The sequence below is a fragment of the Nonomuraea sp. NPDC059023 genome (assembly GCF_042740095.1).
In the GTDB taxonomy this organism is placed as follows: domain Bacteria; phylum Actinomycetota; class Actinomycetes; order Streptosporangiales; family Streptosporangiaceae; genus Nonomuraea.
The window spans coordinates 415,717-438,020 of record NZ_JBHYIO010000001.1 but is presented as its reverse complement, the minus strand read 5'-3'; the positions used below and the strand labels follow the sequence as shown (position 1 = coordinate 438,020).

24 protein-coding genes are annotated in these 22,304 nt (G+C 69.9%); 13 read left to right on the top strand and 11 right to left on the bottom strand.

Annotated elements, in window-relative coordinates; genetic code table 11:
• Positions 1-49: 49 nt before the first annotated feature.
• Complete coding sequence (locus ACFWYW_RS02000) at positions 50-1,477, top strand: cellulase family glycosylhydrolase (protein ID WP_379609151.1); 1,428 nt, start codon at positions 50-52, stop codon at positions 1,475-1,477.
• Between the two features lie 52 nt (positions 1,478-1,529).
• Here the strand turns inward: ACFWYW_RS02000 and ACFWYW_RS01995 are convergent, their stop codons facing one another.
• Entirely contained in the window at positions 1,530-3,125 is a 1,596-nt protein-coding gene (locus tag ACFWYW_RS01995; protein ID WP_379609150.1) for a DHA2 family efflux MFS transporter permease subunit, read from the bottom strand.
• A gap of 147 nt (positions 3,126-3,272) precedes the next feature.
• On the opposite strand from ACFWYW_RS01995, the gene ACFWYW_RS01990 reads away from it, so the two are divergent.
• Complete coding sequence (locus ACFWYW_RS01990; protein WP_379609149.1) at positions 3,273-3,887, top strand: TetR family transcriptional regulator; 615 nt, start codon at positions 3,273-3,275, stop codon at positions 3,885-3,887.
• Here the strand turns inward: ACFWYW_RS01990 and ACFWYW_RS01985 are convergent.
• The gene (locus ACFWYW_RS01985; RefSeq protein ID WP_379609148.1) at positions 3,884-4,462 is read right to left on the bottom strand and encodes a YqgE/AlgH family protein; all 579 of its coding nucleotides are present in this window, start codon (positions 4,460-4,462) and stop codon (positions 3,884-3,886) included. The genes ACFWYW_RS01990 and ACFWYW_RS01985 overlap by 4 nt on opposite strands.
• A 112-nt stretch (positions 4,463-4,574) precedes the next feature.
• On the opposite strand from ACFWYW_RS01985, the gene ACFWYW_RS01980 reads away from it, so the two are divergent.
• The gene (locus ACFWYW_RS01980) at positions 4,575-5,273 is read left to right on the top strand and encodes a hypothetical protein (RefSeq protein ID WP_379609147.1); all 699 of its coding nucleotides are present in this window, start codon (positions 4,575-4,577) and stop codon (positions 5,271-5,273) included.
• Positions 5,274-5,338: 65 nt separating this feature from the next.
• On the opposite strand, the gene ACFWYW_RS01975 is transcribed toward ACFWYW_RS01980, so the two are convergent.
• Positions 5,339-5,953, bottom strand: a complete 615-nt coding sequence (locus tag ACFWYW_RS01975) for a TetR/AcrR family transcriptional regulator (protein ID WP_379609146.1) — start codon at positions 5,951-5,953, stop codon at positions 5,339-5,341.
• A 67-nt stretch (positions 5,954-6,020) separates the two neighbouring features.
• On the opposite strand from ACFWYW_RS01975, the gene ACFWYW_RS01970 reads away from it, so the two are divergent.
• The gene (locus tag ACFWYW_RS01970; protein ID WP_379609145.1) at positions 6,021-7,394 is read left to right on the top strand and encodes an MFS transporter; all 1,374 of its coding nucleotides are present in this window, start codon (positions 6,021-6,023) and stop codon (positions 7,392-7,394) included.
• A gap of 88 nt (positions 7,395-7,482) precedes the next feature.
• On the top strand, positions 7,483-7,899 hold the full coding sequence (locus tag ACFWYW_RS01965) for a hypothetical protein (RefSeq protein ID WP_379609144.1): 417 nt from the start codon (positions 7,483-7,485) through the stop codon (positions 7,897-7,899).
• A gap of 59 nt (positions 7,900-7,958) precedes the next feature.
• On the opposite strand, the gene ACFWYW_RS01960 is transcribed toward ACFWYW_RS01965, so the two are convergent.
• Positions 7,959-9,368, bottom strand: a complete 1,410-nt coding sequence (locus tag ACFWYW_RS01960; RefSeq protein WP_379609143.1) for an NAD-dependent malic enzyme — start codon at positions 9,366-9,368, stop codon at positions 7,959-7,961.
• Between the two features lie 174 nt (positions 9,369-9,542).
• Between ACFWYW_RS01960 and ACFWYW_RS01955 the strand changes: the two genes are divergently transcribed.
• The gene (locus ACFWYW_RS01955; RefSeq protein WP_379609142.1) at positions 9,543-10,685 is read left to right on the top strand and encodes a phosphatidylinositol-specific phospholipase C1-like protein; all 1,143 of its coding nucleotides are present in this window, start codon (positions 9,543-9,545) and stop codon (positions 10,683-10,685) included.
• Here ACFWYW_RS01955 and ACFWYW_RS01950 read toward each other — a convergent pair.
• From ACFWYW_RS01950 to ACFWYW_RS01940, 3 genes are read right to left on the bottom strand one after another with little or no spacing between them, the layout of a single operon-like run.
• A complete protein-coding gene (locus ACFWYW_RS01950) occupies positions 10,660-11,289 on the bottom strand; it encodes an AAA family ATPase (protein WP_379609141.1) in 630 nt (209 codons plus the stop codon). The genes ACFWYW_RS01955 and ACFWYW_RS01950 overlap by 26 nt on opposite strands.
• 16 nt (positions 11,290-11,305) lie before the next feature.
• Positions 11,306-12,250 (bottom strand): co-chaperone YbbN, encoded by a 945-nt coding sequence (locus ACFWYW_RS01945; protein WP_379609140.1) that lies wholly within the window; start codon positions 12,248-12,250, stop codon positions 11,306-11,308.
• Positions 12,234-12,785: a MarR family winged helix-turn-helix transcriptional regulator gene (locus tag ACFWYW_RS01940; protein WP_379609139.1), complete on the bottom strand. Its 552-nt coding sequence runs from the start codon at positions 12,783-12,785 to the stop codon at positions 12,234-12,236. Before ACFWYW_RS01940 ends, ACFWYW_RS01945 begins: the two co-directional genes overlap by 17 nt.
• 222 nt (positions 12,786-13,007) lie before the next feature.
• Between ACFWYW_RS01940 and ACFWYW_RS01935 the strand changes: the two genes are divergently transcribed.
• The 4 genes from ACFWYW_RS01935 to ACFWYW_RS01920 all read left to right on the top strand — a co-directional run bounded on the left by ACFWYW_RS01935 (position 13,008) and on the right by ACFWYW_RS01920 (position 15,456).
• The gene (locus ACFWYW_RS01935; protein WP_379609138.1) at positions 13,008-14,318 is read left to right on the top strand and encodes a hypothetical protein; all 1,311 of its coding nucleotides are present in this window, start codon (positions 13,008-13,010) and stop codon (positions 14,316-14,318) included.
• Between the two features lie 28 nt (positions 14,319-14,346).
• Entirely contained in the window at positions 14,347-14,997 is a 651-nt protein-coding gene (locus ACFWYW_RS01930; protein WP_379609137.1) for a DUF4230 domain-containing protein, read from the top strand.
• Positions 14,998-15,141: 144 nt separating this feature from the next.
• The gene (locus ACFWYW_RS01925) at positions 15,142-15,285 is read left to right on the top strand and encodes a hypothetical protein (RefSeq protein ID WP_379609136.1); all 144 of its coding nucleotides are present in this window, start codon (positions 15,142-15,144) and stop codon (positions 15,283-15,285) included.
• Between the two features lie 33 nt (positions 15,286-15,318).
• On the top strand, positions 15,319-15,456 hold the full coding sequence (locus tag ACFWYW_RS01920) for a hypothetical protein (protein ID WP_184965887.1): 138 nt from the start codon (positions 15,319-15,321) through the stop codon (positions 15,454-15,456).
• Positions 15,457-15,618: 162 nt separating this feature from the next.
• Here ACFWYW_RS01920 and ACFWYW_RS01915 read toward each other — a convergent pair whose 3' ends face one another.
• Positions 15,619-16,800: an acetyl-CoA C-acetyltransferase gene (locus ACFWYW_RS01915; protein WP_379609135.1), complete on the bottom strand. Its 1,182-nt coding sequence runs from the start codon at positions 16,798-16,800 to the stop codon at positions 15,619-15,621.
• Between the two features lie 84 nt (positions 16,801-16,884).
• Between ACFWYW_RS01915 and mce the strand changes: the two genes are divergently transcribed.
• The 3 genes from mce (at position 16,885) to ACFWYW_RS01900 (ending at position 19,985) form a co-directional block, all read left to right on the top strand.
• Complete coding sequence (gene mce, locus ACFWYW_RS01910; RefSeq protein ID WP_379609134.1) at positions 16,885-17,307, top strand: methylmalonyl-CoA epimerase; 423 nt, start codon at positions 16,885-16,887, stop codon at positions 17,305-17,307.
• A 192-nt stretch (positions 17,308-17,499) separates the two neighbouring features.
• Entirely contained in the window at positions 17,500-18,795 is a 1,296-nt protein-coding gene (locus ACFWYW_RS01905) for a DivIVA domain-containing protein (RefSeq protein WP_184965893.1), read from the top strand.
• 107 nt (positions 18,796-18,902) lie between these two features.
• Positions 18,903-19,985, top strand: coding sequence for an AI-2E family transporter (locus ACFWYW_RS01900; RefSeq protein WP_379609133.1), 1,083 nt, complete (start codon positions 18,903-18,905; stop codon positions 19,983-19,985).
• Here ACFWYW_RS01900 and ACFWYW_RS01895 read toward each other — a convergent pair.
• Genes ACFWYW_RS01895 through ACFWYW_RS01885 form a run of 3 tightly spaced genes read right to left on the bottom strand, consistent with a single transcriptional unit; the run spans position 19,945 to position 22,278 of the window.
• Positions 19,945-20,739 (bottom strand): alpha/beta fold hydrolase, encoded by a 795-nt coding sequence (locus ACFWYW_RS01895; protein ID WP_379609132.1) that lies wholly within the window; start codon positions 20,737-20,739, stop codon positions 19,945-19,947. The two genes, ACFWYW_RS01900 and ACFWYW_RS01895, sit on opposite strands and share 41 nt — an antisense overlap.
• Before the next feature lie 23 nt (positions 20,740-20,762).
• Positions 20,763-21,521, bottom strand: a complete 759-nt coding sequence (locus ACFWYW_RS01890; RefSeq protein ID WP_379609130.1) for an SDR family NAD(P)-dependent oxidoreductase — start codon at positions 21,519-21,521, stop codon at positions 20,763-20,765.
• A 43-nt stretch (positions 21,522-21,564) separates the two neighbouring features.
• On the bottom strand, positions 21,565-22,278 hold the full coding sequence (locus ACFWYW_RS01885) for an alpha/beta hydrolase (protein WP_379609129.1): 714 nt from the start codon (positions 22,276-22,278) through the stop codon (positions 21,565-21,567).
• Between the last annotated feature and the right edge of the window lie 26 nt (positions 22,279-22,304).

The window sequence follows — 22,304 nt, the reverse complement described above, 5'->3', positions numbered from 1 at the left end:
CGGCCACCAAGATTGTGGCGGAAGACCCCAGACGCGGGGAACCCCTCAGATGCCGGAGTTCGATGAGATGAAGCGTGCGCGGTGGATCGCAGGTGCCGTGGTGGCCTTGGTCGTGGCCGGAGGCGGCGTCGCCGCAGCGGCGAGGGAGGCGCCGCAGCCCGCGCGGAGGTATGTGACCGACGACGCGGGACGGGCGCTGATTCTGCACGGGTTCAACACCGCCAGCAGCGCCAAGAGCACGCCGGACGGCCTGCCGAAGCTGACCGAGGCGGATGTCGAGCGCGAGTACCGGGACATGGGGACGAACTTCGTCCGCTTCCTGTTGCAGTGGCGGGCTGTGGAGCCCTCCCCCGGCACCTATGACACGAAATATCTGGACAAGGTGGCTGAGCGCATCGGCTGGTACCGCAAACGCGGCTACCACGTCATGCTCGACATGCACCAGGACCTGTGGGGCAACGGCATCACCCCCTCCAAGGTCGCCGGGAACGGCGCGCCCCAGTGGGCCACGTTCATGGACGGCCTGCCGGTCGCCACCGACCAGCCCACCTGGGAGATGTACTACCTGGAGCCCGGCGTCATCCGCGCCTTCGACCACTTCTGGAACACCACGGGCGAGCACCCCGAGCTCATGGACCGCTACGCCAAGGCCTGGAGGGCCGTCGCCGACCGCTTCAAGGACGACCCGGCCGTCATCGGCTACGACCTCATGAACGAACCCTGGGGCGGATCGGTGCAGGCCGCGGCGTTCGAGACCGGCCCGCTCGCCACCCTTTACCGCAAGTCCATCGCCGAGATCCGCAGCGTCGACCCCGACAGCTGGATCTTCCTCGAACCGCAGGCGGTCGGGGTCAACTGGGGCCTGCCCTCGGCGCTGCCCGCCTTCGACGACCCGCGCACCGGACCGCCGCGCATCGCGTTCGCGCCGCACCTCTACCCGCTCCCGCTGGACCTGGGCGACGACTACACCGCCGGGTCCAAGGAGTGGACCGACCGCACGCTCGGCTGGTGGCGCGACAACATCCTGCGCACGGCCGAGCGGATGAAGGCGCCGATCGTGCTGGGCGAGTTCGGGCTGGACATGACCAGGCCGGGCGCCACCGACCTGGTCGAGCGCATCCTCGACGTCACCGACGAGACCGCCATGGGCCGCGCCTACTGGTCGCGCGACGACGGACCCTGGGGGCCCTATGACAAGGGCAAGGCGGGGCCGCTGGTGGAGGCGTACGCGCGGCCGTACCCGAGGGCGGTGGGCGGTGTCCCGCTGCGGATCGCCTACGACGAGAAAGCGGTGAAGCTGACCCTCACCTTCGACGCCAACGAGACCGGCGCCACCGAGGTCTACCTGCCGGGCAAGGACTTCCCGAACGGCGGCAAGGCCTCCACGGGCGAGGCCACCTGGGATGCCGCCACGCGCGTGCTGACCGTCAAGACCAAGACCTCCGGCCGCCTCGACCTGGTCATCACCCCCAGATAGCGGTACGGCTCCCGCCGGGGCGGGAGCCGTACGCCGTCGATGAAGGGGTTGGTCAGCCGATGTGGACCGGCTCGCCCTCGATCTTGCGGCCCGAGCGCACGAACAGCGCCAGACCGGCGGTGATCACCGCGACGATCGTGCTGACCGTGAACGCGGTGTGCATGCCGTCCATGAACGCCAGGTGCACGGCGTTGGTCAGCGCGTCGATGATCTGCTGCTCCATGCCCTGGGTCGCCTGCGGCGGGACGGTGCCGAACGCGGCGGCCTTCTCCAGGCCCTCAAGCTCCGCGGGCTTGAGCGCGGCGGCGGCCGGGCCGAGGTAGCCGGGCAGCTTGTCGGAGATGGTGCCGGCCATGACCGCGCCGAGGATCGCCGTGCCCAGCGCGCCGCCGACCTGCATGGCCGACTGCTGGATGCCGCCGGCCGCGCCGGACAGCTCCAGCGGGGCGTTGCCCACGATGATCTCGGTGGCGCCGACGAAGACCGGCGAGAGGCCGAAGGCCAGCAGCAGGAACGGCAGGCCGCTCTCGACGAACGAGGCGTCCATGCTGAGCTGCGACATCAGGAACATCGCCGAAGCGGTGATCAGCAGACCGACGGCCATGGTGATCTTCGGGCCGAGCTTGCCGATCGCCATGGCCGCCAGCGGCGAGGCGACGATCATGCCGGCGCTCATCGGCAGCATGCGCAGACCCGCGTCGAGCGGCGTCAGGCCGTGCACGCCCTGGAAGAAGAAGCCCAGGAAGAACATGGCGCCGAACATCGCGAAGGCCACCATCATCATCAGCACGGTGCCGATGGAGATCGACGGGTTCTTGAACAGCGACAGCGGGACCAGCGGCTGCTTGGCCCGGCTCTGCCAGAAGATGAAGGAGGCGGCGAACACGACGAAGACCGCGCCGAAGATCAGCGTCTTCGCGTCGGTCCAGCCCCACTCGGGAGCCTTGATGATCGCCCAGACCAGCGAGAACATCATGCCGGACAGCAGCACCACACCCGGCCAGTCGATCCTGGACAGGCTCGCGGCGCGGCTCTCCTTGATGATCACGAAGCCCATGATCAGCGCGACGATGCCGACCGGCACGTTGATGTAGAAGACCGACTGCCAGCTGACGTTCTCCACCAGCAGGCCGCCCAGGATCGGGCCGGCGGCGCTGGACAGACCGATGATCGCGCCCCACGCGCCCATGGCCTGGTTCAGCCGCTCCTTGGGGAAGGCCGAGCGCAGCAGCGCGAGCGCGGCCGGCTGCAGCAGCGCGCCGAACAGACCCTGGAGCACCCGGAAAATGATCAGCGCGGTGACCGAGCCGCTCAGCGCGATGGCCGCCGAGGTGATCGCGAATCCCGCGACGCCGAGCAGGAACACCCGCTTGTGACCGTAGATGTCACCCAGCTTGCCCGCGGTGATCAGGAAGACCGCCAGCGCGAGCAGATAGCCGTTGGTCACCCACTGCATGTCCGAGAGCGTCGCCCCCAGTTCGGCGCCCATGACCGGAGCCGCGATACCCATGACGGTGCCGTCGAGCATCACCATGATGACGCCCAGACACACCGCCAGCAGCGTCAGCCACGGATTCCCCCCGATAGCCGATTGAGCCCCGCCCGGGGGCGACGGTGCCTCCACCGTCGCCTTCGCGTGAGCCGCCATTCGAGTCCCCCTACGCTAGCCACCCCACATCGGGGCATAAGTAACCTAAGACTCAGGTAACTTATGTCATACGATGACAAATGACAAACGGGTTTTAATCGGCAGACGATGACTTATGTCATACTGTGACAGGAAGGTTTCGAGGGAGTGACGACTGTGGGACTGCGCGAACGCAAGAAGGAGAAGACGCGCCTCGCTCTTCTCGACGTGGCGCTCGACCTGTTCCTCGAACAAGGGTACGACGCCACCACCGTCGAGCAGATCGCGGGGGTCGTCGACGTCTCGCCCCGGACGTTCTTCCGCTACTTCTCCAGCAAGGAAGCCATCCCGCTGTGGTTCCACGAGCAGGGGGAGGAGACGATGACGGAGACCCTCAACGGCCGGCCGGAGGACGAACCGCCGTTCACCTCGCTGACACACGCCTTGCGTGCGGTGATTCACGACATGCAGGGCTCAACGCCCGAAGACGCCGAGCGGTTCCTCAAACTCCGCAAACTCTTCGAGAACAACCCGGCCCTCGTCGGCAAGTCCGTCGCCCGCGGCGCCGCGACCGAACTGCGCCTCACCGAGATCATCGCCCGCCGCCGCGGCGTCGACCCCGCCGACCAGCTCTCCCACCTCATCGTCGCCTGGGCCATGGCCACCATGCGGGTCGGCTTCGAGTGCCCCTACGAGCCCACGAACGTGCGCGCCATCGTCGAGCGCATGGAGCAGACGCTGGCGATCGCCGAGCGTTCGCTGAAGCCCGGCTGGGACGCCTAGTTCAGCGACGGGTCGTCCGGGCAGGTCGCCACGAACGCCAGCTCGCCCGGCTGCCGTCTGAGCACCCGCCGCCACAGCGTGCCGGGATCGTCATGGAAGGTGTCGCCGGACTCGGAGTCGACGACGTACCAGTGGCCCTCGGCGATCTCCGTCTCCAGCTGGCCGGCGCTCCAGCCCGCGTAGCCGGCGAAGATCCGCATCTGCGCGATCTCGCCCTGCAGGATCTCCGGCGGCGCGTCCAGGTCCACCGTGCCGAGGCGGGAGACCGCCGGCGTGCCCGCGTGCAGGCGCCGCCAGCCCAGAGGCTCCTCCCCGCTCGGCACCGCCGCCAGCGCCAGCGCGCTGTCCGTCTGCACCGGGCCGCCCTCGAACAACACCGAAGGCCCGGTAACGAGCGGGTCCCAGACGGGTAGCACCTGCGTCACCGAGACGTCGCTCGGCCGGTTCAGCACCACGCCGAGCGTGCCGCCGTCGAGGTCGTGTTCCAAGATCAGCACGACGCTACGCCGGAAGTTCGGGTCGTCGAGCAGCGGAGTCGCCACCAACAACCCGCCCACGTAGATCGCCTCCGCCATACCTCCATCATGAGGGAGGAGTAGGCCATCCCGCTGCCCCGGGTTACTGATGTTACGCAGTGCTATCAAACGGGCACTGTAGGTAGCAAAGATCACCATGCTGGGGGAAGCTATGACCATTGGCACCCGCCTCACTCTGGCAGCACTGGCGGCCCCTCTGGGCGCATTGCTCCTCACCTCCGCGGCCTTCGCGGCCGAACGCCCGTCGCCCGACGCACCCTTCACCGTGAGCGTCAGCAGGCCGAACTGCGAGAACAGGACCGTCGAGGTCAGGCTCCGCAGCGTCACCGACTACCAGACCGACTTCCAGATCACCCGCGACGACGACACCGTCGACACCGGCACGCTCGAAGCCCGCCGCAACTACACCAAGCGCATCAAGCTCGGCCACCAGCGCCGCGTCGAGATCGAGACCTTCTACACCACCCAGGACTCGCGCGACAAACTCGTCTCCCGCGACCAGGTGAGCAACGACTGCGGCGGGAACCACCGCCGCGCCTGGGACCGCGGCCGCGAATGGGACGACTGCGATCGCGGCGAGCCCTGCTGGGACGACGAGGAGTGCGACCGGGGCGAGGACTGCTGGGACGACGAGGACTGCGATCGCGGTGAGCCCTGCTGGGACGACGACGAGGACGACTGCCGCCGGGGCGACTGCGACGACGACGAGCTGCCCTTCACCGGGCCGCCCGCCGACCTGATGGGCAAGCTGGCCACCGCCGGCGGGCTCGTCCTGACCGGCGGCATCGTCTGGTGGTACGGCTCGATCTGGCCCCGGCAGAGCTACCGGCGCCCAGGCTCAACCCTCTAGCCCGAGGCCAGCCCCTTAGCCCGAGGCCCCTTAGCCAGGGGGAACCCTCTGGCGGGGCCGTACCCTCACCCTCCCGTGAACGCACCCGCCCGCGCGCCCGCCAGCGCGCGGGCGGCGGCGCGCTCGGCGACCTTCTCGTCCACCGGCTCCCTGGTGACCAGCAGGCGGTAGTACAGCGGCGCGGAGACCGCCCTGATCACCTCCATCCCGTCGGTGCCCTCGGGCAGTTCGCCGCGGGCCACGGCCCGATCCACCACGGGGGCCCAGGCGCGGATGCGGCGCAGGTAGAAGTCGCTCAGGGCCGTGGCCGCCGCCTCGTTGCCGGTCGCGGCGGCGATGACGGCCTGGAAGGTCGCGCCCAGGCGGGGGTCGGTGACCGCGCCCAGGACGTTGAGCGCGTTGGCCCGCAGGTCGCCCTCGATCCCGCCGGTGTCGGCGTGCGGGGCGGAGGACTCGGCCAGCTCGGCCATCAGGTCGGTGACCAGGCCGGCGGGATCGCCCCAGCGGCGGTACACCGTCGTCTTGCCCACGCCCGCCTTGGCCGCCACGCGGTCCATGTTCAGGCCGTGGAATCCGCACTCCACCAACTCGTCCTGGGTCGCCTCCAGCACGGCGGCGCGGGTACGCGCCGTGCGCCCGCCGGGGCGGACCGTTCCGGCCAAACGGGACTGCTGTTCCATTAAGGCTCCTTTGTGTGTTACCTTCGTGTTTATCTTAACGGAACGAATGACCCATTAAGGGGCTGAGATGACCGTACTCGCGGAGCGGACACACACGTCCGCCCGGATGACCGCCCGGCAGAAGCTGATCCTCGTGCTGCTGCTCGGCTCCCAGTTCATGCTGGCCGTCGACTTCTCCATCCTGAACGTCGCGCTGCCCGTGATTGGCTCGGGACTCGGGTTCGCGCTGGCGGACCTGCAGTGGGTGGCGACCACGTTCGCGCTGGCGGCGGCCGGATTCACCTTGTTGTTCGGGCGCATCGCCGACCTGTTCGGACGGCGGCGCCTCTTCCTGGCCGGGATGGCGCTGCTCGGGTTGTCCTCGCTGGCCGGCGGGCTGGCCACCTCGCCGGGCATGTTGCTGGCGGCCCGGGTGGCGCAGGGACTGGCCACCGCGATCGTCACGCCCGCCGGGCTCTCGCTGCTGACCACCTCCTTCCGCGAGGGGCCGCTGCGCGAGCGGGCGCTCGGGCTGAACGGCGCGCTGATGTCGGCCGGGTTCACCTCGGGCGCGATCCTCGGCGGGCTGCTGACCGACCTGCTCAGCTGGCGGTGGGCGTTCTTCATCAACGTGCCCGTGGCGCTGGCCGTGCTCCTGGCCGCCCCCGCCGTCCTGGCCGAGAGCCGCCAGGAGGAGCGGCCCAAGATCGACGTGCCCGGCGCGATCACGGTGACCGGCGGCCTCCTGGCCCTGGTGTACGGGCTGACCAGGGCCGGCGAGCACGGCTTCGCCGACCCGCTCGGGCTGGGCGCGCTGGCCGCCGGGCTGGTGCTGCTGGTGGTGTTCTGGTTCGTCGAGCGGCGCGCGGCGTACCCGCTGGTGCCGGTGTCGATCCTCGCCCGCCCCACCGTCACCTGGGGCAACCTGGCCGGGCTGCTCGCCTTCGCCACCGAGACCTCGCTGGTGTTCCTGCTCACGCTCTACCTGCAGAAGGTGCTCGGCTACTCGGCGCTGGCGACCGGGCTGGCGTTCGGGGTGCTCGGCGTCGGCACCGTCATCGGCGGTGTGGTCGCGCCCAGGGTGCTGTCCAGGGTCGGCAACCGGGGCGCGCTGCTGGCCGGGTTCGCGGTGCAGGGCGTGGCCACCGCCTCGCTCGGGCTGCTCGGCGCCTCGCAGGGCTGGATCTGGCTGCTGCTCGTGGCCACCTTCATCGGCGGCATCGGCAACATGGTGGCCATCGTCGGGTTCATGGTGACCGCCACCTCCGGCCTGCCCGACTCGGAGCAGGGCCTGGCCACCGGCCTGGCCACGATGACCCAGCAGGTCGGCATCACGATGGGCATCCCGGTGATGAGCGCCGTCGCCACCGCCGCGATGGGCACGGTCCTGCAGGGCGTGACAGTCGCCGTCCTGGTCAACGCCGCCCTGGCGCTGGCCGCCACCCTCATCCGCAGAGTCTGACGGAACGCGGCGGAACGCCGTGGCACGTACCGGAACGCCCTAGGAGCGACGGCGGGCAGCGGAGCCCGCCCGGCCTATGGAGCACGACATGCGCACTGGACGCCGACTGGCCGCCTTCTTCGCGGCCGGCGCCCTTTCCCTGGCCGCCCTCTCGGGGGCGGCCAACGCCGCGCCCGACAGCGCGCTGCTGGTCATCAGCAAGGTCACCAACGTCAAGTGCCTGGTCACCGTCAAGGGCCACGCCCACGTGGGCGCGACGGAGCGGGACAACCTGGCCATCCGCCTGTTCGGCGAGGACCTGTTCGGCGACGACGAGCTGGTCAGGGAGGGCCCCTTCTCCACCGCGCTCAACGGCGACTACTCCGCCGTGTTCACGGTGGCCTGCGCGGATCTCGACGAGGACCCGGTGGAGCCGGACAAGATCTTCGCCATCGTCCAGGTCTTCGACCGGTCCACGGGCGTCACGAAGAAGATCCGGTCGAACACGGTGACGGGCCTCTTCTAGCCGACCCGAGCCGGGCCCGCACGGGATGGAGAGCTCCCGTGCGGGCCCCACCAGGTGAATCAGGCCTCGGTGAAGCCGCGGGCGCGGCCGCCGGCGGACTCGCGGACCGCCGCCGCGACGGCGGTGGCCACGTCAGGGTGGAACACGCTCGGGACGATGTAGTTGGGCCCCAGTTCCTCCGGCGTCACCACGGCGGCCAGCGCGCCCGCCGCGGCCAGCAGCATCTCCTGCGTCACCCCGCCCGCCTGCGCGTCGAGCAGGCCGCGGAAGACGCCGGGGAAGGCGAGCACGTTGTTGATCTGGTTGGGGTAGTCGGAACGGCCGGTGGCCACGACCGCCGCGTGCTCGCGGGCGTCGTCGGGCTGGACCTCGGGCTCCGGGTTGGCCAGCGCGAAGACCACCGCGTCGTCGGCCATGGTGGCGATGTCGTCGCCGTTGAGGATGCCGGGGGCCGAGACGCCCACGAAGACGTCCGCGCCCTTCACCGCGCCGCGCAGGTCGCCGGAGTAGCCCTCGGCGTTGGTGTGCTCGGCGATCCAGCGCAGCGACTCGTCGAGGTCCTCGCGGCCCTTGTGGACCGCGCCGAGGTAGTCGCAGACGATCACGTTGCGGGCGCCCGCGGCAAGCAGCAGCCGCAGTACGGCGTTGCCCGCCGCACCGGCCCCCGCCATGGTGATCCTGACCTGGCCGATCTCCTTGCGGACCACGCGCAGGGCGTTGGTGAGCGCGGCGAGCACGCAGATGGCGGTGCCGTGCTGGTCGTCGTGGAAGACGGGGATGTCGAGCAGCTCGCGCAGGCGGCGCTCGACCTCGAAGCAGCGGGGCGCGGAGATGTCCTCCAGGTTGATGCCGCCGAAGCCGGGGGCGATCACCTGCACGGTGCGGACGATCTCGTCGACGTCCTGCGTGTCCAGGCAGATGGGCCAGGCGTCGATGCCGGCGAAACGTTTGAACAGCGCCGCCTTGCCCTCCATGACCGGCAGCGCGGCCTCGGGGCCGATGTTGCCCAGGCCGAGCACGGCCGAGCCGTCGGTGACCACCGCGACGGTGTTGCGCTTGATGGTCAGGCGGCGCGCGTCCTCCTTGTTGCGCGCGATGGCCATCGAGACGCGGGCCACACCGGGGGTGTAGGCCATCGACAGCTCGTCGCGGTTGCGCAGCGGCACCTTCGACTTCATCTCGATCTTGCCGCCGAGGTGCATCAGGAAGGTCCGGTCGGAGACCTTGTGGATGACCACGTCCTCGATGGCCTCGAGCTGGTCGACGATGGCCTGCGCGTGGTCGGTGTCGCGCGCGGCGCAGGTCACGTCGATGCGGAGCTTGTCGTGGCCCGCGGTGTTGACGTCGAGGGCGGTGACCACGCCGCCGGCGGTCTCCACGGCGTGGGTGAGCGCGCTGACGGCCTTGCCGCCGGCGGGCACCTCCAGCCGCACGGTGATGGAGTAAGACACACTCGGAACGGTCGCCACGTCATCGCTCCTTCAGGGCCTGACCAAGAGTGCCTTCCATGGTGCCACTTCTCGCGAGTGGACGATCCCACAGCTGATGTTTCCGGATACTTCCCCAAGATCAGGAAATGTTGCTACGGAACGTTCATTCAGTCCCCCAAGGGTCGTCCCGTAACCCCTGCACGAGGAGCACCATTGCGCACCCCCGCACTGCTGGCCGCCACCGCGCTGGCCCTGCTGACCACAGCGGCGCCCGCGACGGCGGCCGGGAACGAACTTCGCGTCAACCACGTCCAGACCATGGCGACGCACAACAGCTACCACCTGGAGCTGACCGACGAGGAGAAGGACGTCCAGCGCAGGACCGACCGCAACTGGTGGAATCTGCAGTACTCGCACACCGCCATCCCCAACCAGTTCGCCGCCCAGCATGTACGCGGCATCGAGCTGGACGTCTTCCCCGACCCCAAGGGCGGCCTCTACACCAGCCCGCTGGTGCGCCGCGACGCGGGCCTGCCCCCGCTGACCGACCCCGACCTGGCCAAGCCCGGCTTCAAGGTCCTGCACTGGGGCGACCACGACTACGCCTCCAACTGCTCGTCGCTGGTCAAGTGCCTGCGCCAGGTCAAGCAGTGGTCCGACGCCAACCCCGGCCACGTGCCGATCACCATCCTGACCGAGCTCAAGCGCACCGACCCCGCCAAGGAGGCGATGGGCGGCGCCAAGAGCCCGCCGTGGGACACGGCCCTGCTGGACGCCCTGGACGCGGAGATCCGCTCGGTCTTCCCCGGCGAGCGGCTCATCACGCCCGACAGCGTCCGCAGGGCCGGCCGCACGCTTGAGGAGTCCGTCCTGAAGTACGGCTGGCCGCGCCTCGACCGCTCCCGCGGCAAGGTCATGTTCTTCATGGACAACCAGGACCCCGCCCTGCAGGCCCACTACCTGTCAGGACGGCCGAGCCTGGAGGGCAGGGTGCTGTTCACCAACTCCCGCCCCGGCCGCCCCGACGCCGCCTTCATCGGCTGGAACGACCCGCTCGGCGCCAACGTCGCCCAGATCCAGGAGTTCGTGAAGAAGGGCTACTACGTGCGTACCCGCTCGGACGTGCCCTTCACCGAGGCCCGCTCCGGCGACACCACGCGGCTGCGGTCGGCCCTGGAGAGCGGCGCCCAGATGGTCAGCACCGACTTCCCCGTCATCGGCCTGTCGGCGCGCAACGGCTCCGAGTACGTGGGCGAACTGCCCGGCGGCGCCACGGCCCGGTGCAACCCGGTCAGCGCCCCGAGGGGCTGCCGCGACCACCGGCTGGACGTCAGTCCAGGGCTTCGGCAGCAGTGACGATCAGCTCCACGCAGACCGGCACCGGGATCAGCGTGCTGTCCACGGCCAGCTGGTACTGGCAGGGCTCGGCCGGATCCACCCTGTAGAAGTGCCGCACGTACGCGGTGCGGGCCCGGTCGTTGTCCTCGATCGTGTGACGCGCCTCCTTCTCGGAGACCTCCGAGAGGGTGGCCGTCTGCGCGATCCGGCGTTTCAGCGGGGCGTCCAGCCGTACGTGCAGGGCTCCGGGGTGGTCGGCAAGCACCACGGCTCCGGCCCGGCCCAGGAAGACGCCGCCCGTCTCCCGGGCCGTCTCCTTCATCGTGCGCTCGGTCCTGCGTACGAACTCCTCCGGAGCCAGGGGCAGGACGCCGGGCACGTACATGTCCACGCCGCCGAACGTGACCGTCGGCAGCCGCATCGCGCCGGACAGCAGCCGGCCGAGGCCGTGCTCCGCCCGGTCGTCGTGAGCCAGCGCCTCCTCCAGCGAGCAGCCCAGTTCCTGGGCCACGGCGCTGGGGATCGCGCGGTCGACGAAGGGCACACCAAGCCGTTCGGCCACGGCCGGACCGATCAGGTGCCCGGCCGTGCCGTACGTCGCCGAAATCGTGACGACCCGCATATCTCCAGGTTAGACGTCAGAAGAGGGCATTAGCCAGGGCCCTGCGCGCCTTGGCGAGCGACGGGTCCTCGGCCGGCAGCGCGTCGAACAGGCCGAGCAGGTGCCTGCGCGCCTTCTCCCGCTCGTCGCCCGAGGTGCGCTTGACCACGGCCACCAGCCGGGCGAACGCCTCGTCCACCGATCCGGCCAGCATCTCCAGGTCGGCCGAGAGCAACTGGGCGTCGATGTCGGCCGGGTCCTGGGCGCGGCGGCGTACCTCGTCGGGGTCGGCCGTCATCGTGCGCTTGATCAGCCCCACCCCGGCCAGGCCCATCCTGGCGTCCTCGTCACCCGGCACGCGGGCCAGCAACCGCTGGTAGGCCGCCTCGGCCTCGTCGAGGTCGCCCTTGTCGATCGCCTGCTCGGCGGCCAGCAGGTCGGGGTCGGCCGGCGGCTCGGCCTGGGCCTGCGGCTCCTGCGCCTCGTCCTCCTGAAGCTGCGGGCGGGCGTCGGGGTTGGCCTCGTAGAACTGCTCGACCGCGCCCATCAGCTCATCCAGCCAGCGCTGGATCTCCGCCTCGGGCAGCACCTGCTGGAATCCGGTCACCGCCTGGCCCTGGAAGATCGCCAGCACCGTCGGCACCGCCTGCACGCGCAGCGCCTGCGCGATCTGCGGGCTGGCGTCCACGTTCACCTTCGCCAGTACGGCCCGGCCGCCCATCCCGGCGACCACCTTTTCCAGCGCGGGGCTGAGCTGGGCGCTGCCCGGCGCCCGGGGCGACCACAGGTCGAGAATGACCGGCACCGTCATCGAACGGTCGATGACCTCGCTCGTGAACGTCGCCTCGGTGACGTCGGCCACCGACGCCGACGCGGCCTGGGGACCCGCGGCCTCCCGCCTGGCCTGCGCCTCCAGTGCCTGCTTACGCGCGCCCAAGTCCACCGCTCCGTAGAGCGACCCGGGCCTAGAGAAGTCCGCCATGCTCCTCATCTTGCCGCATGGAGGACGTGCGGAAGTCACCAGCCGCCACCCTGAGAGTGCGCAGCTGGTCGAACATCTGCTTCAGCCCGGCCTCGCCGTACATCTCCATGCCGAACTCCGCGGCCATGAGGTCGGCGGTGGCGTGGCGCACGGCCTCGCGGCCCGCGTCGGTGATCTCGGCGAGCACCCCGCGGCCGTCGCGCGGGTTGGGCAGGCGGGTGACCAGGCCCGACCGCTCCAGCCTGTCGACCGTGTTGGTGACGCTCGTGGGATGGACCATGAGGCGTTCGCCGATCTTCGACAGCGGGAGCGAGCCGGTTCTGCTGAAGGTCAACAAGACCAATGCCTCGTACCTCGCGAAGGTCAAGTCGTAAGGCTTAAGGAGCGAGTCAAGTTGCGACAGCAGGATCTGATGCGCTCTCATGATCGAAGTAACGGCGGCCATGGCGGAAGAGGGCCCGAAGTGAACACGCCAGGTCTCGGCGGCGCGTTCGATGGGATCGAACGGCAGGTTGAGCGGCTTCGGCTGTGGCACAGCGCTACGTTAGCGCTGGTTCGTCTGATTACGTAGCGGAGCCGGACGCACAAGCTTGACCAAGAACGCCGCCTTCAATCATCACGCTCAGTTATGGTTCTCGCACGGAAGGTGACGCGGAGCGCAAAGTCCGGAAGAAGCCGTGGGGACGGCCCGGACACCTCAGCTTCGCGGCGCCAAGGGCACGGGGGGTGCTTTTGATGTACGTCAACGGGGTTTTCTGTGCGTGAGCACGCGGGTGTCACTCGCGAGGAGCTGAAGCACAGCGCGGCGGTCACCGTCGCGGTCCTGCTCGCTCTGGGCCTGATGGCGGCATGGAGCGTGCTCATCCCCGGCGTCGACGCCTGGGAGAACATCGTCGCCGCCGTCATCGGCTCGCTCCGGCTGACCGGCCCGGTGGCGGCGGCCTTCGCCGCGTGGGTGGCGCTGCGCAAGCGGCGCGCGCTGCGGGGACGTTCTCTGTCGACCTGGCGCGCGCTCAAGGCGCCGCTGGCCATCCTGGTGGTCGTGACGGGCTCGTTCGCCGCCACCGTGCTCGTGCTCGCGATCAAGACGGTGCTGACCGAGCAGGCGGGCCGGCTGAGCCTGTCCGGGCTCGGCATGGGCATGGCGGGGCTGGCGCTCTACTCCGTCGTCGGGTGGGTCGCCGGGTGGCTGCTGCCCTACCCCTTCATGCCGCCGGTGGCCGGGATCGCCTGCTACGGGCTGTTCACCTGGCTGGCCGAGGGGCGTCCGTGGGCCGATCGGCTGGCGCCGGGCACGGGCGAGCCGTACGACCTGTTCCAGGGGCTCAGCGGGGCGGCCTTCCTCGACCAGACGTTGTGGCTGATCGGGATCACCGCCGCGCTGCTGCTCGGCTGGGCGGCCGTGGTGACGCGGCGGGCGCTCGTGCTGGCCTGCGCGCTGCTGGCCGTGATGGCCGCGGGGACGGGGGTCGCGCGGCTGCTGACCGATCCCAAGCCCGCCGCGGCGCAGGCGATCGCCTACAGCTGCCAGGACTGGCCGATCACTGTCTGTGTCCACCCGGGCATGCGCGGCGGGCTGACCGAGCTCGGCGCCACCTTCACCAAGATCGCCTCCCGTCTGTCCGGTACGCCCGCCGCCTTCACCCGGGTGGAGCAGCGCCCGCTCGGTCAGCCGCTGAAGTCCGCCTCGGGGCTGGCCGCCATCCACGTGCCCGATCTGTCGGCCGGGTTCGCCGACGAGGCCGCCTATGCCTACATCGAGTCGCTGGCGGCCAAGTGCACCGACTCCCCCTCAGACGGCTACCGCGACATCGTCATGGCGTGGCTGCGTGGCGAGCCGCTGCCGGGCGGGCCGCTGCCCGAGCACCAGTACGCCGCGGCCTGGTTCTCCGGGCTCAGCGAGCCGCAGCGCCGCGAGTGGCTGCGCATGTTCTACAACGAGTTCCAGTCGTGCCGGCTGTCGGGGACCCACTTCGGCGGTGGGCCCATGGCCAGTGCCGTACCGGCCTCGCCAACGCCGATTTATCCGGTGTATCCGACAGGAATGTCACCCCAGAGCTGGCAATGATGATCGTCATGCGGGTAGTACTGCCCGCATGACGACATCTCCCCTGACGCGACGTCGCAGGTGGCGAAATATCGCCGGGCTCCTCGTACTCGCCGCGCTGCTCATCGTCGGCGGGCGCCTGGCCTGGGCCTGGTGGAATCCCCTCGGCGAGCAGACCGTCGACCGCAGCCAGCCGGTGCTCCTGCAGTCGATCCACGACCTGAGCCGCTTCGAGGCGGCGACCGGCACCTTCCAGGTGGTCGTCGACCTGGAGAAGGACGCCAACTTCCTGCCCGACGCCATCAAGGGCAGCCGCACCCTTTTCGTCGGCTCCGGCGGCGTCGACGCCTACGTCGACTTCACCGGCCTCGCCAAGGACGCCGTCACCGTCTCCGAGGACCGCACCCAGGTCACCCTGCGCCTGCCCCGGGCCCAGCTGGAGAAGCCCAACATCGACAACAACCGCTCCTACGTCTTCGCCCAGCAGCGCGGCCTGCTCGACCGGGTCGAGGACTTCCTGTCGGCCAGCCCCACCGACCAGCGCGAGCTGTACGTCCTGGCCGAGAAGAAGATCGCCGAGGCGGCCACCGCCAGTGACCTGCGCGCCCGCGCCGACGCCAACACCAAGGTCATGCTCCAGGGACTGCTGAGGTCACTGGGCTTCTCCAAGGTCACCGTCAAGTTCTCGGATGAGCCCTAGGGAGGCCTAGGACCCCGTCTAGGTACTCCCAGACCTGCCTAAGGCACACAGATAAGGCATCCGCCCGATGTGGCGGGGTGGGCCTTAGGAGGAGTGTTAAGAGTGCAAGAAACAACAGCACCAAGACACCGGGAGTCACCCGAAATGAACGCCGAGCTTGAGTACGCGCTCATGAAGAACCACGCCGAGGAGCTGCGCCGCGTAGCCGCCGAGCACCGCAGGGCCGTGGAGGCGAGCAAGGGCCGCAAGAGCCGCCGCTCCGTCTTCGCGAAGTTCCTCTCCCACTAAGACCTTCCCCCCTTACGACTCCAGGAGGTTCCGATGAACGCAGAACTCGAGTACACCGTGATGAAGAACCACGCCGAGGAGCTTCGCAAGGCCGCCGCCGAGCACCGGCGGGCCCGCGAGGCGCGTAAGACCGGGCGTCGCTCGGTGTTCGCCAAGTTCCTGTCCTCATGACCACCGCACGATGGCCCGGCCGCCACCTCCCTCGCGGCCGGGCCAAACTGCCTCCCTAGCCGCACGCACCGGCCCGGCCGCATGGCGAGATTTCCCGCCACGCGGCCTTCTTGTTTTCGTGCCCCTTTACGGCTTTCAGCCTCTAAAAGGGCTTCCGTGCGGTCAGGGGACGCGGATGATCAGCGCGTCGCCCTGGCCGCCGCCGCCGCACAGCCCGGCCGCGCCCAGCCCGCCGCCGCGCCGCTTGAGCTCGTGGGCCAGCGCCAGCACGATGCGCGCGCCCGAGGCCCCGATCGGGTGGCCGACCGCGATGCCGCCGCCGTTGACGTTCACCTTGTCCATCGGGATGCCGAGCTCCTTCACCGACTGCAGCACCACGCTGGCGAACGCCTCGTTGATCTCCACCAGGTCCAGGTCGCCGGCGCTCAGCCCCTGCTTCGACAGCGCGTGCTTGATGGCGTTGGCCGGCTGCGACTGCAGCGAGGCGTCCGGGCCCGCCACGTTGCCGTGCCTGCCGATCTCGGCCAGCCAGGGCAGGCCCAGCTCCTCGGCCTTGGCCTTCGACATCACCACGACCGCGCAGGCGCCGTCGGAGATCTGCGAGGCCGAGCCCGCGGTGATCGTGCCGTCGGCGGCGAAGGCCGGCCTCAGCTTGGCCAGCGCCTCCGGCGTCGTGTCGCCGCGTACGCCCTCGTCGTCCTTGACCACGATCGGCTCACCGCGCCGCTGGGGGATCTCCACCGGGACGATCTCGTCGTCGAACAGGCCGTTCTTGATGCCGGCCGCGGCGAGCTGGTGGGACCTGGCCGAGAAGGCGTCCTGCTCCTCGCGGCCGATGCCGAGGCGGGCGTTGTACCGCTCGGTCGACTCGCCCATGGCCACCTGGTCGAAGGCGCAGAACAGGCCGTCGTGGGCCATCGAGTCGACGATGCCGGTGGGGCCGTACTTGACGCCCTTGCGCAGGCCGGGCAGCAGGTGCGGCGCGTTGGACATCGACTCCATGCCGCCCGCCACCACGATGTCGAACTCGCCGGCCCTGATGAGCTGGTCGGCCAGGGCGATGGCGTCCAGGCCCGACAGGCACACCTTGTTGACGGTCAGCGAGGGCACGGTCATGGGGATGCCCGCCTTGACCGCCGCCTGTCGCGACGGAATCTGGCCGGCGCCCGCCTGGAGCACCTGGCCCATGATCACATACTGGACCTGGTCGGGGCTGACCCCGGAACGCTCCAGGGCAGCCTTGATAACGACGCCGCCAAGCTCAACGGCGGACAATCCGGACAACGAGCCGAGCAGCCTGCCGATCGGCGTGCGCGCTCCGGCGACGATGACGGAACCAGACATGTCAGGGGCCTCCTGTGCACACGAGGGGTCGTTTGACACCATACCCACGGGTACCTGGATGACCGCCATGGAGGTAGGCCACACATGTTCATGCGTATCGACCACATCGGGATCGCCTGCAACGACCTGGAGGAGAAGATTGCGCTCTTCTCCGGCCTGTTCGAGCTGACCGTCGTCGCCAGGGAGGTCAACGAGGAGCAGGGCGTCAAGGAGGCGATGCTGCACATCGCGGACGGCGAGGGCGGCGGCTCCTACATCCAGCTCCTGGAGCCCCTCAACGCGGACTCCCCCGTGGGCAAATTCCTGGCCAGGCGCGGCGAGGGCGTCCACCACGTCGCTTTCGGCGTGCCCGACGTGGCAGGGGCGATGGAACGGATCGGGGCCAAGGGCGTCAGGCTGCTCGACGAACATCCCCGTCACGGCTCGATGGGATCTTCGATCGCGTTTCTGCACCCCAAGGACGTGGGAGGAATGCTGACGGAGCTTGTCCAAGCGGCCAGGCCCTAGGAAATGCAAAAAACGTTCATATGTAACTAGTCACGCAGATAGTTGGACGGGGCCTCCAAGGCGGCACCAGCGGAGTACGCTGGCTTTCCACCGGACATGGAGCCTGCCGTGAGGCACAGGCTCCTGGCTCGGATGCCCCGAACCCCCCGTCCGGCCGATGTAGCCGTCTCGACAACCCAGGATCGAGCCTCCATGCAGTCCGACATCGACGCCCAGCTCAACAATTTCTTCGAGGACGCCCCAGCTCGCGAATTCGACGTGGTGCTGCGTGGCTATGACCGCCACCAGGTCCACGACCACCTGAAGCAACTCGACGGCGAGTTGCGTCAGTCTCGCGAACAGCTCGCCAACATTCAGCGCGACCTCTCCGACTCCCAGCGCCAGCTGCAGGAGCAGGAGCGCCCCACCTATTCCGGTCTCGGCGCCCGCATCGAGCAGTTGCTGCGCCTGGCCGAGGAGCAGGCCACCGAGCTCGTGCAGGCCGCGCGCTCCGAGGCCAACGAGGTCAAGGCCGCGGCCAAGGTGGAGGCAGCGGACGTACGCGCCGCCGCCGAGGCCGAAGCCGCCGAGAAGCGCGCCCAGGCCACGCGCGAGACCGACGACATGCGCACCAGCGCAGAGCGGGACGCCGAGGAGATCCGCGGCACCGCACGCCGCGAGTCCGACGAACTGACCGCCACGACCGAGCGTGAGGCCGCCAAGCTGCGCGCCACCGCCGACCACGAGGTGGCGGAGAAGCGCGCAGACGCCGAGCGCGAGATCGCCAAGCTCCGCACGACCACCGAGCGCGAGGTGGCCCAGCTCCGCGCATCGACCAAGCGCGAGCGTGACGAGGTCCTGACGACGGCCAAGCGCCAGGCCGACGAGATGCGCGCCCAGGCTCAGCGGGTGCTGGAGGAGTCCGAGGCCAAGCGGGCCCAGGACGAGGCGGAGTTCGAGATCCAGCTCGCCTCCCGCCGCGAGGAGGCCGAGCGCCAGGAGGCCGAGCGCCACTCCACCGCCCAGGCCAACACGCAGAAGCTGGTCGCCGAGGCCGAGCAGCGCGCGGCCACGGCGGAGTCGCGCGCGACCAAGGCGACCCAGCAGGCCGAGCAGACCCGCCGCGAGGCTGACATCCACGCCAAGCAGCTGGTCGCCAACGCCCGCAAGAGCTCCGAGCAGATCGTCTCCGACAGCAAGTCCAGCGCCGAGACGATCGTCTCGGAGGCCAAGTCGGAGGCCGAGCGCATCCGCTCCTCGATGCAGCGCCAGGTCGACGAGCTGACGCGCCAGCGCGACAGCATCACCAGCCACCTCGCCCAGCTGCGCCAGCTGCTCGGCGGCGCGGCGCTGCCCGGCATGGAGCCGGAGCCCGCGGTGGCCGCGGCACCGGCCAAGCCGGCGATCGCAGCGTCCGCCAACGACAAGCCGGCGCCCACGCCGGCCGCTGCCGCACCCGCCAAGACGGAGGCCAAGGCGGACGACGACAGCGAGTGGTGGCAGGAGTAAGGCCCGCCCTCGGGGGGTTTGACTGACGGCTGAAAGGGGCCTGGCGACCACATGGTCGCTAGGCTCTCTTTTTGTTGCCTCCGCCCCATTTGTCCCAGGAGCCCCCATTGTCAGCTGAGGTCGAGACTCCGGCCGAAGAGAACACCCAGTACGGCATGCCGGGCAAACCGCTGGCCCGCGGGCCGTTCCTGTTCGGACTGATCGGCGGGCTCGGCGTGCTGACCGCCATCGCGATCGGCCAGATGGTCGTGCGCTCGCTGAGCGTGATCATCCTCATCACGGTCGCGATGTTCCTGGCCGTGGGCCTCAACCCGGCCGTCGAGGCCCTCCAGCGGCGCCGCCTGTCCAGGCGGACGGCGATCGGGATCGTCTTCGCCGGCGTCATCGTGGCGTTCGCGTTGTTCGGCGTGGCCATCGTCCCGCCGGTCAGCCAGCAGCTGGCCGACTTCGTCAGCGCGGTGCCCGGCTACTTCACCGAGCTCGGCAACAACCCCACGCTGCGCGCGCTGGAACAGGACTATCAAATCCTGTCGCAGCTGCGCTCATTCTTCACCGGCTCCATGGCGACCACGCTGGCCAGCGGCATCATGGGCGCGGGGCTCGTGGTGGTGGACGGCCTGTTCACCACGGTGACGCTGCTGGTGCTGATGCTCTACTTCCTCGGCTCCCTGCACACGATCAAGGTCTACCTGCTCACGCTCGTGCCGGCCACGCGCCGCGAGCGTACCGGAGCGATCACCGAGGAGATCCTGAGCGGCATCGGCGGCTACGTCGCCGGCAACGTGCTCATCTCGGTCATCGCGGGTGTGCTGAGCTGGATCTTCCTGACCATCGCGAACGTGCCGTACGCCCTGGCGCTCGCTCTCATCGTCGCGCTCACCGACCTCATCCCCCTCGTCGGCGCGACGATCGGCGCGGTGCTCGTGACCGGCGTGGCCCTGCTCGGCTCGGTACCCGCCGGCATCGCCTGCGCCATCTTCTTCGTGATCTACCAGCAGGTCGAGAACTACTTCATCTACCCCCGCGTCATGAAGCGCTCGGTCGACGTGACGCCCGCGGTCACGGTGATCGCCGCGTTGTTCGGCGGCGCGCTGCTCGGGATCGTCGGCGCGCTGCTGGCCATCCCGGTCGCCGCCGCCATCTCGCTGATCATCCGGGAGATCGTCCTGCCCCACCAGGCCCGGAACTGACGAAGTCGGCCACCGCGGCGTTGAACGCCTCGGGCTGCTCGACCGCGCTCAGGTGCCCGGCCTTCTTGATGATCTCCAACCGCCCATCCGGTACGGCCCGCGTCATCGCCTCCGCGTCGGCCACCGGCGAGAGCTCGTCCTCCTCGCCCACGATCGCCAGCAGCGGCACCTTCAGCCCGCTCAGCGTGTCGAAGGAGTCCGGCCGAGCGGCCATCGCCCGCTGCGCCCAGGCCACCGCGGCGGGCGGCGCGGCCTGCACCAGCCCGCGTACGCGCCCGAACACCATGGCCCGCCGCTCGCGCGTGGTCCGCCCGATGAGCGCGGGCAGCACCTCCTCGACCAGCACGCCGGGGCCCTCGTCGAGCACCCGCAGGGCGATGCGCTCGCGGTTGTCGCGGGCCGGCTCGGGGTCGGGCGAGGCCTTGGTGTCGGCCAGGATGACGCCGAGCAGCCGGTCGGGGTGGCGCCGGCAGAAGGCCATGGTGACGTAGCCGCCCATGGACAGGCCGCCGACGACGGCGCGTTCGATGCCTTCCGCGTCGAGCATCGCGGCGACGTCGTCGGCCATGGCGTCGACCGACGGCTCGTCGTCACCGAGCCGCGATCCGCCGAACCCCCGCAGATCTGGCGTGATCACCCTGCACGAGGCGGCCAGCCCTTCGCGTTGGGCCAGCCACATCGCCGAGGAGAGGGGGAAGGCGTGGAGCAGGACGACCGGGACACCGTTCCCGGCTGATCTCGTGTAGAGCTGCACGGACTCACGGTAGTCCGCTTCGTTCAGGTTGTCGTCAGACCGCCGTCGATGAACAGGACTTGGCCTGTCATATAGGCAGACGCCGGACTGGCCAGAAATACGGCGGGGTGTGCCATCTCCTCGGCGGTGCCCCAGCGGGCCATCGGAACCGAGGCGATGGTCGAACGGCTCGCCGCCTCGTCCTGCCAGAGGTTGCGGTTGAGGTCGGTGGCCGTCCAGCCGGGGCACAGCGCGTTGACCCGGACGCCCGCGCGGGCCCACTCGATGGCCAGGGACTTGGTGAGGGCGACCAGCCCGGCCTTGGCGGCGGCGTAGGGCGCCAGGAAGGGCGCGCCCCTGGCGGCCGCTGAGCCGACGTTGATGACCGAACCGGAGCCCCGCTCCAGCAGGTGCGGCGCGATCGTGTGGCAGACGGAGACGGCCGAGTCGAGGTTGAGCCGCATGAGCTTGTCCCAGCCGGACAGGCGCAGGTCCTTGAACTCCACCAGGAAGTTGGAGCCTCCGGCGTTGTTGACCACGATGTCCACGTGCCCGAGCGCCTCGATCGAGGTGCGCACGGCAGCGGCGGCGGCCTCCCTGTCGGCCAGGTCAGCGGGGACGACGAACGCGCTCCTGCCGAGCTCGGAGATCTCCTTGGCCACCTCGCCCAGCGACTCGGCCGAACGGGAGAGCAGCGCCACGTCCGCGCCCGCCCGCGCGTAGGCGAGCGCGATGGCTCTGCCGATGCCCCGGGATGCTCCGGTGACCAGTGCCTTCTTGCCGGTCAGATCGAACGCGTCCACGCCCGCCTCCTCGCTCCACAGAACATCGTTCTACAGGGCGAGCTTAGCCTTCCGGCACCTCGGTGGGCAGCGGGTGGCGTTCCGGATTCACCCGCTTGACGATCTCGTTCAGTGCGATGCGCACGTACGGCTCGCCCACCCACAGATGCTTGGCCCCCTCGACCGCCACCACCTCGGCCTGGGGCACCCGGGCGAAGCGCCTGCGCGCCTCCTCCGGCCGCAGGTAGTCGTCGAACTCCGGCACCAGCACGGTCATCGGCCGCCCGAACTCCGCCCACGCGTCGAGGTCGGTGTCCACGGCCCTGTGCAGCGGCGGCGACATGAGGATCGCGCCCTCCACCAGCGGGTCGCGCGCCCACTTCAGCGCCAGCTCGGTGCCGAACGACCAGCCGACCACCCACACGCGCGGCAGATCGTGGTACTCGGCGTACTCCAGCGCCGCCGCCACGTCGTAGCGCTCGCCCTCGCCGCCGTCGAAGGCGCCCTCGGAGGTGCCGCGCTCGGAGGAGGTGCCGCGGGTGTTGAAGCGCAGCACCGCCAGATCCGCCAGTGCGGGCAGGCGGTTGGCCGCCTTCTTGTAGACGTGGCTGTCCATGAAGCCGCCGTGAGTGGGCAGCGGGTGCAGGGTGACGAGCGTCGCGACCGGGTCGCGGCCCTCGGGCTGGGCCAGCTCGCCGACCAGGGTCAGTCCGTCACCGGTGTGCAACTCGATCGGCTCACGCCGGGCGGGCAGCACGCTCGCCGCGCGGATCTCCACATCGTTCCTTTCACTAATCGTTCCTT

What these genes read in the sequence shown, in the direction of transcription:
- ACFWYW_RS01995 (WP_379609150.1), bottom strand. Translation starts at nt 3,125, where the DNA reads ATGGCGGCTCACGCGAAGGCGACGGTGGAGGCACCGTCGCCCCCGGGC.
- ACFWYW_RS02000 (WP_379609151.1), top strand. Translation starts at nt 50, where the DNA reads ATGCCGGAGTTCGATGAGATGAAGCGTGCGCGGTGGATCGCAGGTGCC.
- ACFWYW_RS01950 (WP_379609141.1), bottom strand. Translation starts at nt 11,289, where the DNA reads ATGCGGGTCGTCACGATTTCGGCGACGTACGGCACGGCCGGGCACCTG.
- mce (WP_379609134.1), top strand. Translation starts at nt 16,885, where the DNA reads ATGTTCATGCGTATCGACCACATCGGGATCGCCTGCAACGACCTGGAG.
- ACFWYW_RS01920 (WP_184965887.1), top strand. Translation starts at nt 15,319, where the DNA reads ATGAACGCAGAACTCGAGTACACCGTGATGAAGAACCACGCCGAGGAG.
- ACFWYW_RS01930 (WP_379609137.1), top strand. Translation starts at nt 14,347, where the DNA reads ATGACGACATCTCCCCTGACGCGACGTCGCAGGTGGCGAAATATCGCC.
- ACFWYW_RS01925 (WP_379609136.1), top strand. Translation starts at nt 15,142, where the DNA reads ATGAACGCCGAGCTTGAGTACGCGCTCATGAAGAACCACGCCGAGGAG.
- ACFWYW_RS01905 (WP_184965893.1), top strand. Translation starts at nt 17,500, where the DNA reads ATGCAGTCCGACATCGACGCCCAGCTCAACAATTTCTTCGAGGACGCC.
- ACFWYW_RS01985 (WP_379609148.1), bottom strand. Translation starts at nt 4,462, where the DNA reads ATGGCGGAGGCGATCTACGTGGGCGGGTTGTTGGTGGCGACTCCGCTG.
- ACFWYW_RS01980 (WP_379609147.1), top strand. Translation starts at nt 4,575, where the DNA reads ATGACCATTGGCACCCGCCTCACTCTGGCAGCACTGGCGGCCCCTCTG.
- ACFWYW_RS01975 (WP_379609146.1), bottom strand. Translation starts at nt 5,953, where the DNA reads ATGGAACAGCAGTCCCGTTTGGCCGGAACGGTCCGCCCCGGCGGGCGC.
- ACFWYW_RS01945 (WP_379609140.1), bottom strand. Translation starts at nt 12,250, where the DNA reads ATGGCGGACTTCTCTAGGCCCGGGTCGCTCTACGGAGCGGTGGACTTG.
- ACFWYW_RS01965 (WP_379609144.1), top strand. Translation starts at nt 7,483, where the DNA reads ATGCGCACTGGACGCCGACTGGCCGCCTTCTTCGCGGCCGGCGCCCTT.
- ACFWYW_RS01970 (WP_379609145.1), top strand. Translation starts at nt 6,021, where the DNA reads ATGACCGTACTCGCGGAGCGGACACACACGTCCGCCCGGATGACCGCC.
- ACFWYW_RS01915 (WP_379609135.1), bottom strand. Translation starts at nt 16,800, where the DNA reads ATGTCTGGTTCCGTCATCGTCGCCGGAGCGCGCACGCCGATCGGCAGG.